Below are 10,141 nucleotides of genomic sequence, written 5' to 3'. Positions count from 1 at the left end.
CAGAGCTCGATGGTCATGCCATCCTCGCAAGGCACGATGCCGTGGCGCACCAGTTCCGCGCGCTCGGTCGAGTCCTCGTCGAGGATGGGATTGGTGTTGTTGATGTGGATGAGGAAGCGCCGCGTCGACGCCGGCAGCTTGTCCAGCCACTCCATCATGCCGCCCTCGCCGCTTTGCGGCAGGTGGCCGATGTCGCGCGCGGTCTTCTTCGACAGGCCGAGGCCGATCATCTCGTCGTCGGTCCAGAAGGTGCCGTCGACCAGCACCGCGTCGGCCCCGCTCATCACGTCGAACAGGGCCGGCGTGATCTCGCCCAGGCCCGGCGCATAGAAGGCGCTACGGCCGCTGCGGCGGTCGGTGATCAGCATGCCGATGTTGTCGCCGGGCACGGGGTTGTCGCGGTGCGGCGAATACGGCGCGGCCTTGCTCGACAGCGGGAAGGCGCGGAAGGACAGATGCGCGGCACCGGGTACCTCGAAGGACGCGCTGTCCAGGCCGATGCGCCGTCGGTCGACGCCGCAGTAGTGGCCCAGCACCTTGAGCACCGGGTTGCCGGTGGTCAGGTCTTCATGGACCGGGTCGGTGCACCACAGCGGCAGCGGCCGGCCGCGCTCGCGCAGCATGAACAGGCCGGTGGCATGGTCGATCTGCCCGTCCATCAGCACCACGCCGGCGATGGCGGTATCGCGGATCGCGCGGCCGGGCTGCAGCGTGGGGTTCGAGCGGATCTGCTCGAGGATGTCGGGCGAGGCGTTGAACAGCACGCCGTCGGCGCCCGCGTCACCCTGGACGAAGATCGACGACTGCGTGCGCGGCGCCGCGCGCACCGTGCCGGCACGAACGCCCGCGCAGTTGCGGCAGTTGCAGTTCCACTGCGGGAAGCCGCCGCCGGCGGCCGAACCGAGGATCGTGATGCGCATGGGGTGCAAACGAAAAGGCCGCCGCGTGCGGTGTCCCGCGCGGCGGCCTGGCGTCGGTCGCTCAGCGAGCGGCGACGTACATCGTGATTTCGAAACCGTAGCGGAAGTCGGCGGCTGCCGGGGTCTGCCATTGCATGGAAGGGCTCCTTGATCGTGTGGCACGGCGCCGGTTGGTCGCCGTGGGGACGATGTGTTCATCCCGCAATCAATGTTCGCCGCCGCCAGCCGCTTCGCACAGGCCCCGCGCCATGATTCCAGCCTCATGAATATCTGCAATCGACCTCCGGCTTGTCCCGGGGGTGTGGACAGCCGGCGGCGCCGGGTGTACCGATACCATCGCCGCGTGCCGCTCCCGAGCCTGTATCCCGACACCGCGCCGTTCGCCGGCCACGCCCTGGAGGTGGGAGATGGCCATGTGCTGCAGGTGCAGGAGTTCGGCCGCGCCGGCGGCATCCCCGCGCTGGTGCTGCACGGCGGCCCGGGCTCGGGCTGCTCGCCGCTGCTGCGGCGCGTGTTCGACCCGGCGCGCTGGCGCATCGTCTGCCCCGACCAGCGCGGCGCGGGGGGCAGCCGGCCGCGCGGGAGCACGTCGCACAACACCACCGGCGAGCTGCTCGCCGACCTGCGCCGCATCCGCGCGCACCTGGGCATCGAGCGCTGGGTGGTGGTCGGCGGCTCCTGGGGCGCCACGCTCGCGCTGGCCCATGCCGCCGACCAGCCGCAGGCCGTGGCCGCACTGCTGCTGCGCGCGAGCTTCCTGGCGCGGCGTGAAGACATCGCCGCCTTCTTCGGCACGCTCTCGCTCGACGAACTCGCCGCGGCACTCGACAGCCCCGAACGCGCCGAACGTGAACGCGCGGCGCTGGCCTGGTGGCGCCACGAGCAGGCCCTGGCCGGAACGGCCGCGCCCGAGCCGAAGGGCGAGGCGCTGGCCACCCAGGTCGACCGGCTGCGCGTGCAGGCGCACTACCTGCGCCACGGCTGCTGGCTGCAGTCACCCTCGCTGCTCGAGCGCTGCGAGGCCGTGCCGCGCGTGCCCACCCGGCTGATCCACGCCCGCGACGACCGCGTCTGCCCGCCCGAAGGTGCGCTGGCGCTGCAGCGGCAGCTGCCGCAGGCCACACTGCAGTGGGTAGACGGCGCCGGCCACGACGCGGGCCACCCGGCCATGGTCGCGGCGGTCATGGGCGCCCTGGCCGCCTACGCCGAAACCGGCAGCTTCGGAGAGAGCGCATGACCCTGCGCCTGAAGATCAACCTCATCGTCGGCGCGCTGACGCTGCTGTTTCTCGCCGCCGTGCTGGGCCTGCAACTGCGCAGCATGCGCGACTCGGTGCACGAGGAAGTGGTGGCCGCCAACCGAGTGGCCTCGCAGCTGCTCAACCGCACGGTCTGGCTGTACGCGGCGCAAGGCACGCCGGCGATGCTGAGCTTCCTGCAGGGCACTGGCCGCATCCGCAGCAACGACATCACGCTGTTCGACAAGCAGGGCCAGGCGCTGTACCGCTCGCCGCCCTCGACCTATAAGGCCGGGCGCGACGCGCCGCACTGGTTCGCCGCGCTGATCGCGCCGGAGCCCACCGTGCAGGCGATCGAGTTTCCCGATGGCAAGCTGGAGGTTCGATCCAACGCCTCGCGCGCCGCCGTCGATGCCTGGGACTACGCGCTGACGCTGGTGGGCGCCGCGCTGGCCCTGCTGGTGGCGGTGAACCTGCTGGTGTTCTGGCTGGTCGGGCGCACGGTACGGCCCTTCGGCCGCATCGTCGGCGCGCTGGAAGAGCTGCAGCGCGGCCGCTTCGACGTCTCGTTGCCGCCCCTGCCCGGCCACGAGGCCGGTGCCATCGGCGCGGCCTTCAACCGCATGGTCGGCGAGCTCCAGCGCCACATCGAGACCGAGCGCCGCGCCGTGCGCGCCGAGGCGCAGCTGTCCGACAGCCGCGAACTGACACGCTGGATCGACCACCACATCGAGCAGGAGCGGCTGATGATCGCCCGCGAGCTGCACGACGAACTCGGCCAGTCGGTCACCGCCATGCGCAGCATGGCCACATCGATCGCGCAGCGCTGCACGGGCAAGGATGCGCAGTCCGAGCAGGCCGCGCGGCTGATCGCCGAGGAGTCTTCCCGCCTGTACGACGCGATGCACGGCATCATCCCGCGCCTGACGCCACTGGTGCTCGACAACTTCGGCCTGGCCGACGCGATCGCCGATCTCGTCGAGCGCACGCGCCAGAGCCATGCCGGCGTGCGCATCGACAGCAGCGTGGCCCTCGGCGAGGCGCGCCTGCCGGCCGACGTGGCGCTGGCGCTGTACCGCGCCGCGCAGGAGGGCCTCACCAACGCGCTGCGCCACGGCCAGGCGCAGCAGGTGTCGCTGGAGCTGCACGGCGCGAGTGCCGAGGTGACGCTCGATCTGCGCGACGACGGCCGCGGCCTGCCTGCTGGCGGCGTGCCGCGCGACGGGCACTACGGGCTGCGCTGGCTGCGCGAGCGCGTGGCGGCGCTGCATGGCAGCGTGACGATCGACAATGCCGCACCCCGGGGCGTGCTCCTCTCGGTGCGACTGCCCCTGAACCCGGAGACTGCATGATCCGCGTGATGCTCGTCGACGACCATGCACTGGTGCGCATGGGCTTCCGCATGCTGCTGGCCGATGCCCAGGTGGAGGTGGTGGCCGAGGTCGACACCGGCGAGCAGGCCTGCGCCGAGTACTCGCGCGTGCAGCCCGACGTGGTGGTGATGGACCTCTCGATGCCCGGCATGGGCGGGCTGGAGGCGGTGCGGCGCATCGTTGCGCAGGATCCGAAGGCGCGCATCCTGGCGCTCTCCGCCCATGAAGACACGGCACATCCCCAGCGCGTGCTGCGCGCCGGCGCGCTCGGCTACCTCACCAAGCGCAGCGCGCCGGAGGCCCTGATCGCCGCGGTGACGGCGGTGTCGCGCCACGAGACCTACGTCGACGCGCACACAGCCCGCGCGCTGGCGATGGCGCAGGTCAAGGGAGAGACCAGCCCGGCGCAGATGCTCTCCGAGCGCGAGTTCTCGGTGTTCCTGCAGCTCGCCCGCGGCCAGAGCGTGGCGCAGATCGCCGAGAACCTGAAGCTCTCGCCGAGCACGGTCGGCACGCACCTGTACCACGTCAAGCAGAAGCTCGGCGCGAGCAACCAGTCGGAGCTGACGCTGGTGGCGCTTCAATGGGGCCTGCTGCAGATCTGACCCGGTTTTGCCCCGCAATTCAGGGTTAACCCTGAATCTGGCATGCGAGTTGCGAACGCGCTTCCCGACGGCGGAACGGCCCGGTTTCGCCCCACGGAGGTGCACCATGCGCTGGTTCCCGCTGACACTTCTCGGCCTCGCCCTGACCCAGCCGGCCCATGCCGAGGACATCGTCGACGTTCTGCGTCGCTCCCAGCAGGTGCGGCTGGAGGCCATGCCGCCCGCTGCCGAGGGGCCGAAGGCGCAGGCGATCCGGCGCAGCTTCGAGCAGCTGCGGCGCGCCCTGCCCCAGGAAGTCTCCGCCGAGCTGCACGTGGTCAGCGCCGGCACGCTGGCCGAAACGCTGCACGGGCGCATCGTGGTCGTGCACGAGTCACTGGCCGACATGCCCGAGGGGGCTCGCCTGTTCGTGCTGGCCCACGAGCTGGGACACGTCGCCGGCCATCACTGGCAGCAGATGGGTGCCGTCTACCGCCACTGGATTCCCGGCGAGGTGAAGCCGGAGACCACCGACCCGGTAGCCGGCGCGCTGGGCCGTGAAGCCTCGGCGACCTCGCACCGCCAGGAGTACGAGGCCGACGCCTACGCGCTGCAGGTTCTGCGGCGCCTGGGCCGTTCGCCGCAGGACGCCTTCGCCGCGTTCATGCAGCAGGGGATGCTGCAGGACACCGCCACTCACCCGGGCACGCGCAAGCGCGTGGCGTCGCTGCGTGCGACCCTGGCCGGCGCCGCCGGCTCAGGCCACGACGCGGAATGAGCTCATCGAGCTGGTGAGCTGACCCGACTGACCCTGCAGCGACTGCGCTGCAGCGGCAAGCTGCTCGACGAGCGCGGCGTTCTGCTGCGTCATCGTGTCGATCTGGGCCACCGCCTGGTTGATCTCCGAGATGCCGCTGCTCTGGGACTGCCCGGCCTCGGCGATCTCGCCGATCAGCGTGGAGACGCGCTTCACGCTGTCGAGGATCTCCTGCATCGTGCGGCCCGCGTCATCGACCAGCTTGGATCCGGCATCGACCTTGGCGGTGGAGTCGCTGATCAGCGCCTTGATCTCGCGGGCAGCCGTGGAACTGCGCTGCGCCAGCGCCCGCACCTCCGAGGCCACCACCGCGAAGCCGCGGCCGTGCTCGCCGGCGCGTGCCGCTTCCACCGCGGCGTTGAGCGCGAGGATGTTGGTCTGGAAGGCGATGCCGTCGATGACGCCGACAATCTCACCGATGCGCGTGGCGCTGGAGTGGATCTCGTTCATGCGCGCCACCACGTCCTGCATGGTCTGCGCGCCACGGCCTGCGACGCTGCTGGACTGCAGCACTTCTTCGCGCGCCTTGTGGGTGTTGTCGGCGTTGTGGTGAACCGACTGCGCCAGCTGCTGCATTGAGCTGGCGGTCTGCTGCAGCGCACTGGCCTGGCTCTCGGTGCGCGAGGACAGGTCGCCGTTGCCCGAGGCGATCTCGGCGGAGGCGTTGTTCACGCCGTCGGCCGTCTCGCGCACTTCCAGCACCATCTTGCGCAGCTTCTTGCGCATGCCGTTGAGCTCGGCGCGCAGCCAGGAGATCTCGTCCTTGCCGGGCGACTCGATCTTGGTCTCCAGGTCACCGCCGGCGATGCGGATCACGGCGTCCACCGTCGACTCCACCGATTCCTTGATGCTGGCGCGAATCACCCAGCCGGCCAGCCAGGCCGACAGGCAGCCCACGCCGGCCGCGATACCGATGGCGCCGGCTGCGCTGGCCGAGCCGTTCTTCAGGGCCCACACGGCGGCGGCTCCGAGCGCGGCGCACCACAGGCCCATCACGGTGAAGCCGATCACCACGCGCCTTACAAGGCTGACTTTGCGAATCCAGTCCATGTCGAATGTCTCCGATCTGACCCCGCCGGCCAAAAGCCGTGGATGACCAGCACTATCGACACGAACGACGCACGACTTGAGTGCGCCGATGACGATTCAATCGTCATCCATGATGAGCCAGCCCCGCACGCGGCACAGTTCACGCAGCCTGTCGTCGGGCCGGACGGCCACCGGATACGTGACGCACTGCAGCAAAGGCAGGTCGCTGACCGAATCGCTGTAGAACCACGAGGCCTCGGCCCGATCGAGCGGCGGCGTGCCCAGGGCCGCCAGCCAGGCTTCCACCCGGGTGACCTTGTGCTCGCGGTAGCAAGGCAGCCCCTCGATGTCGCCCACCGGGCGCCCGTCGGTCATCACCGGCTCGGTAGCCACCAGGTGCTCGATGCCGCAGGCCCGCGCGAAAGGCTCGGCCACCAGGCGCGAGGTCGCGGTGACGATGGCGCAGAGGTCACCCTGCTCGCGATGGCGAGCCACCGCCGCGAGCATCGCCGGCGACAGCCGCCCGGCCATGCAGCGCGCGAAGTCCTCGCGCCAGGCCTGCAGTTGCGCCGGCTCGAAGGCCGCCAGCGGCGCCACGACGGCCCGGTGCATGGCGTGGATGTCGAGCGTGCCGGCCACGTATTGATGGCAGTAGCCCAGGTAGCGCTGCTCGGCCGCGGCCTGCAGCGCGCCGAGGGCGATGAGGTGGCGCGTCCAGGCCATGCCGCTGTCGAACGGGATCAGCGTGTGGTCGAGATCGAACAGTGCGAGCCTCACCGGGCGGGCTCCTCGGCGAGCACTCGCGCCGGCAGCGCGCCGCGCAGCGCGTTGCACACGAGCAGCGCTTCGGCCTCGTCCAGGTCGGCACGCGCCAGGCGGCGCTCGCTCGCCGCCAGGGCCGGGTCGTCGAGCAGCACCGAGCGCATCACGCCGGGCAAGGCACCGTCGGCGACCGGTGGCGTGAACCAGCGGCCGTTCAGCTTCACGAACACCGAGCTGCGCCCGCCTTCGACCAGCCAGCCGCCCTCGCTGAAGAACAGGCTGTCGAACGCGCCTGCCGCCTCTGCCGCGCGCACGCCGGCGTCGTAGAGGGCACGGGCTGTGGTCTTGTGGGCGGCCAGCGGCCGCGCATCGGGCAGGCGCTCGCTGGCGATCCGCAAGCACACCTCGCCCGCCGGCAGAAGCGCGACCGGCGCCTGGGTGAGGTTCAGTCGCCCGTCGTGCGCCAGCGCGAGGCGCAGCCGCCGCGGCCCGCCGGCGCCGTCGCGGGCCGCCTGCTCCAGCGTGCGGCGCGCCACCGCGAGGTCGCAGGCGAAACCCAGCGCCGCCGCGCTGTGCGAGAGCCGCGCCAGGTGGCGGTCCAGGTGCGGCAGCTCGCCGCCGGCCGTGCACAGCACCGTCTCGAACAGCTCGAAGCCGGGGGCCAGGCCGGTGAGAAAGCGTGCCTTGAGGCGGCATTCGTCGAACTCGTCGCCCGCGACGCTGTCCTTGACGATGCCCGCGCCCACGCCGAGCGTCAGCGCGCGTGTGCCCTGTTCCTCCTGTCCCAGCGTCAGCGTGCGGATCGCCACCGACAAGCAGAAGTCGCCGAGGCGCTCGTCCGGCCGCGGCGCATCCACCCAGCCGATCGCGCCGCAGTACAGGCCGCGCGGTGTGCTCTCGAACTGCGCGATCAGCTGCATCGTGTGGTGCTTGGGCGCGCCGGTGATCGAGCCGCAGGGAAACACCGCACGCAGCAGGTCCGCGAAGCCGATCTCCGGCCGCAGCCGCGCCTGCACGGTGGAGGTCATCTGGAACACCGTCGAATAAGGCTCGATGGCGAACAGCTCCGGCACCTTCACTGAGCCGATCTGAGCGATGCGACCGAGGTCGTTGCGCAGCAGGTCGACGATCATCAGGTTCTCAGCGCGATTCTTGATGTCCAGCGACAGCATGCGTGCCGTCTCGCTGTCGCCCTCGGGGGCGGCGAAGCGCGAGGCCGTGCCCTTCATCGGCTTGGCGGTGGCCAGCCCGCCTTCGGCGCGCACGAACAGTTCCGGCGAGCACGACAGCACGTGCGTGACGGCCCCGCCGGGCGGCAACACGATGTACGCACCGAAGGCCACCGGCTGACGCTGGCGCAGCTTGCGGTACAGCGCCAGCGGCGAGCCGAAGGCGCGGCCGTGCAGCCGGTAGGTGTAGTTGACCTGGTAGGTCTCGCCCGCGGCGATGGCCTCGTGGATGCGCGCGATGGCCTCGGTGAATTCGTCGCGTTCGACGCTGGCGCGCAGGTCCATCGTGCCGGCGGGGCCGTCGCCTTCGGGCTGGTTGTCGAGCCATCGAGTGGCGGCCTCGCGCGAGAGCCTCTCGCAGCGCTCGAACATCAGCACGCGCAGCGCGCCGCGCGCCTCGGGCGCGAGCCGTTCATGGCCGGCCTTCAGTAGCCGCGCACCCCACTCGTAGTCGGCCAGCAGCAGCGCGTGCAGGCCGGCGCGCTGGTCGGCCTCGACGGCGGCCCAGGCGGCATCGAGCCCGGCCGGGTCGTCGTTGCGGTGCTCGCGCACGAAGCCGGTGTAGAGCCGGCTGGTGGGGCGTTCTTCGCTCGCGTGCCGGTCGTCGAGCAGGGCGACGACGCTCATCGAGTCACCCGATCAGGACCAGTCGTCCATGTCGTGCTTGATGGTGTGGCGATTCTTGATGAGCTCGTCGATCGAGGGCTCGTTGTTCAGCGCCCGCTTGATCGCCAGCTTGGTCGCCTCGTAGTTGGTGCGGTACATGTCCTTCTTGTCGAGGTTCGGATCCTTCGCACAGCGCGGGTCGATCCACACCAGGCTGACGATGCACAGCTCGTTGACCAGGGCCTTGGGGATGATGCCCTCGGCCACGCAGTCGACCACCGCGTCGGCGGTGGCGCTCTGCACCACGCCGCCGAACAGGTCGATATTGGCCACGTCCTTGAGCGTCACCTTCGGCACGGTGATGGTGGCGGGGCGGACCATCTGGTTGCAGGCACGGATCGCAAACATCGCGGTGTGGCCCTTGCTCTGCGCCATCATGTTGGCGAAGGCCTGGCCCACCGGGCCGTTGGTGCGGCCGATCAGGATCTCGGGCATCGCGTCGGTGAACTGGCCGTCGGCGGCCAGCACGGTGGCTTCGCCGGCGTGGAAAACGTAGTCGTTGCTCATGGCAGGAGTTCTCGAGGAGAGGGAAAGGAAAGGGGTTCAGCGCACGACGATCAGCTCGCCCTTGCCACCCGCGGCCACGTCGCCCAGGTGGCGATCGATGCCGCGCGTGGCCAGCGAGCCGAACGCGCCGCCGTGCCGCGCCAGATCGCGCGACAGCAGTTGCCAGAATACCGGCGCGCCGGCCACCGCCGGCACGAAGGTGGCAGAAACCGTGGGCTCCGCCCCGGCAAACACCAGGCTGCCTCGGCGCATGCCGTAACCCACGTGCGCACCGGCGCGGCCGGCCAGCGCGATCGTGCCGGCCACCATGCGCGAGGCGAGGAAGTCGCCCGCATCGCCGAAGATCAGCGCCGTGCCGCGGCGCATGCGGTCGCCGAAGCGTGCGCCGGCGTTGCCACGCACGACCAGCGTGCCGCCGCGCATGCCGTCCATGCTGCCGGGCAGCGTACTGGCGGCGAAGGCGCCGACGTGGCCTTCGATGGTCAGCGTGCCGCCGGCCATCTCGCAGGCGGCGAGGTCGGCGGCGCTGCCCTTGACCGTCAGCATGCCGGCTTTCATGGCGCCGCCCGCGTAGTCGCCCACGCTGCCCTCGGCGATCAGCGTGCCGCCGTCCATCTGCCAGCCGATGAAGTCGCAGCGCGACAGCTCGCCTTGCAACACCAGGGTGTCGTCGCTGCGCGGGGCGACGGCGAAGAACTCGGCCAGCGGCACGAGGCCGTTGCCGTGACCGACGGGCTGCTTCGCCACCGCGGCCGCATCCATCGCGGCCAGCGCTGCGGGCGTGATGCCGCGCAGGTCGAGCCGCAGCGCCGGCTCCGCCTTCAGCGTGAGGGTGAAGCCGCTCATGCTGCAGCTCCCAGCAACTTGTGCAGGTGGAAGTGGAAGGGCCCGAGCTTGCCGCCGTAGTTGCCCGCCGAGATGCGCAGCAGACCCTTCGCCGCGCCCAGCTCGATGCAAGCCTCCATGCCGGCGCGCATCGCGGCAGCCACGTCGGTGTCGGTCAGCCCGTCGATCACC

General features: G+C 70.9%; 11 protein-coding genes and 1 pseudogene. 4 read left to right on the top strand and 8 right to left on the bottom strand.

The genetic code is table 11. From position 1 onward, the window contains the following. The coding region (gene pqqB, locus AB7U92_RS14300) for a pyrroloquinoline quinone biosynthesis protein PqqB (RefSeq protein ID WP_428577946.1) at nucleotides 1-920 on the bottom strand (920 nt) is incomplete at its 3' end. Between the two features lie 61 nt (nucleotides 921-981). Continuing rightward, nucleotides 982-1,056 (bottom strand): pyrroloquinoline quinone precursor peptide PqqA, encoded by a 75-nt coding sequence (gene pqqA / locus AB7U92_RS14295; protein ID WP_428577949.1) that lies wholly within the window; start codon nucleotides 1,054-1,056, stop codon nucleotides 982-984. A gap of 207 nt (nucleotides 1,057-1,263) precedes the next feature. On the opposite strand from pqqA, the gene AB7U92_RS14290 reads away from it, so the two are divergent. The 4 genes from AB7U92_RS14290 (at nucleotide 1,264) to AB7U92_RS14275 (ending at nucleotide 4,892) form a co-directional block, all read left to right on the top strand. Continuing rightward, a complete protein-coding gene (locus tag AB7U92_RS14290; protein WP_428577943.1) occupies nucleotides 1,264-2,157 on the top strand; it encodes an alpha/beta fold hydrolase in 894 nt (297 codons plus the stop codon). Then, nucleotides 2,154-3,509, top strand: coding sequence for a HAMP domain-containing protein (locus AB7U92_RS14285; RefSeq protein ID WP_428577940.1), 1,356 nt, complete (start codon nucleotides 2,154-2,156; stop codon nucleotides 3,507-3,509). Before AB7U92_RS14290 ends, AB7U92_RS14285 begins: the two co-directional genes overlap by 4 nt. Next, nucleotides 3,506-4,135 (top strand): response regulator, encoded by a 630-nt coding sequence (locus AB7U92_RS14280; protein WP_428577937.1) that lies wholly within the window; start codon nucleotides 3,506-3,508, stop codon nucleotides 4,133-4,135. The genes AB7U92_RS14285 and AB7U92_RS14280 overlap by 4 nt, the downstream gene beginning before the upstream one ends. Before the next feature lie 106 nt (nucleotides 4,136-4,241). Continuing rightward, on the top strand, nucleotides 4,242-4,892 hold the full coding sequence (locus AB7U92_RS14275; RefSeq protein ID WP_428577934.1) for a M48 family metalloprotease: 651 nt from the start codon (nucleotides 4,242-4,244) through the stop codon (nucleotides 4,890-4,892). On the opposite strand, the gene AB7U92_RS14270 is transcribed toward AB7U92_RS14275, so the two are convergent. The 6 genes and pseudogenes from AB7U92_RS14270 to AB7U92_RS14245 all read right to left on the bottom strand — a co-directional run. Continuing rightward, complete coding sequence (locus tag AB7U92_RS14270; RefSeq protein ID WP_428577931.1) at nucleotides 4,872-5,981, bottom strand: methyl-accepting chemotaxis protein; 1,110 nt, start codon at nucleotides 5,979-5,981, stop codon at nucleotides 4,872-4,874. The two genes, AB7U92_RS14275 and AB7U92_RS14270, sit on opposite strands and share 21 nt — an antisense overlap. A 96-nt stretch (nucleotides 5,982-6,077) precedes the next feature. After that, nucleotides 6,078-6,737: an HAD family hydrolase gene (locus AB7U92_RS14265; protein ID WP_428577928.1), complete on the bottom strand. Its 660-nt coding sequence runs from the start codon at nucleotides 6,735-6,737 to the stop codon at nucleotides 6,078-6,080. Beyond that, nucleotides 6,734-8,578 carry an aminodeoxychorismate synthase component I gene (pabB, locus tag AB7U92_RS14260; RefSeq protein ID WP_428577925.1) on the bottom strand — a complete coding sequence of 615 codons (1,845 nt, stop codon included), beginning with the start codon at nucleotides 8,576-8,578 and terminating at the stop codon, nucleotides 6,734-6,736. Before pabB ends, AB7U92_RS14265 begins: the two co-directional genes overlap by 4 nt. A 12-nt stretch (nucleotides 8,579-8,590) precedes the next feature. Beyond that, nucleotides 8,591-9,124 (bottom strand): formaldehyde-activating enzyme, encoded by a 534-nt coding sequence (fae, locus tag AB7U92_RS14255; protein WP_428577922.1) that lies wholly within the window; start codon nucleotides 9,122-9,124, stop codon nucleotides 8,591-8,593. A gap of 36 nt (nucleotides 9,125-9,160) precedes the next feature. Continuing rightward, complete coding sequence (locus tag AB7U92_RS14250) at nucleotides 9,161-9,970, bottom strand: formylmethanofuran dehydrogenase subunit C (RefSeq protein ID WP_428577919.1); 810 nt, start codon at nucleotides 9,968-9,970, stop codon at nucleotides 9,161-9,163. Next, nucleotides 9,967-10,141 (bottom strand): annotated as a pseudogene (locus tag AB7U92_RS14245) (formylmethanofuran--tetrahydromethanopterin N-formyltransferase); the annotation flags it as partial. The pseudogene AB7U92_RS14245 and the gene AB7U92_RS14250, both read right to left, overlap by 4 nt.

The sequence above is a fragment of the Piscinibacter sp. genome (assembly GCF_050175855.1).
GTDB lineage: Bacteria > Pseudomonadota > Gammaproteobacteria > Burkholderiales > Burkholderiaceae_C > Piscinibacter.
The sequence above is the reverse complement of the archived record's forward strand: the minus strand, read 5'-3'. Positions and strand labels throughout refer to the sequence as shown.

Coding starts and splice junctions, on each gene's coding strand:
- AB7U92_RS14285 (WP_428577940.1), top strand. CDS start 2,154: ATGACCCTGCGCCTGAAGATCAACCTCATCGTCGGCGCGCTGACGCTG.
- AB7U92_RS14280 (WP_428577937.1), top strand. CDS start 3,506: ATGATCCGCGTGATGCTCGTCGACGACCATGCACTGGTGCGCATGGGC.
- AB7U92_RS14275 (WP_428577934.1), top strand. CDS start 4,242: ATGCGCTGGTTCCCGCTGACACTTCTCGGCCTCGCCCTGACCCAGCCG.
- AB7U92_RS14270 (WP_428577931.1), bottom strand. CDS start 5,981: ATGGACTGGATTCGCAAAGTCAGCCTTGTAAGGCGCGTGGTGATCGGC.
- pabB (WP_428577925.1), bottom strand. CDS start 8,578: ATGAGCGTCGTCGCCCTGCTCGACGACCGGCACGCGAGCGAAGAACGC.
- fae (WP_428577922.1), bottom strand. CDS start 9,124: ATGAGCAACGACTACGTTTTCCACGCCGGCGAAGCCACCGTGCTGGCC.
- AB7U92_RS14250 (WP_428577919.1), bottom strand. CDS start 9,970: ATGAGCGGCTTCACCCTCACGCTGAAGGCGGAGCCGGCGCTGCGGCTC.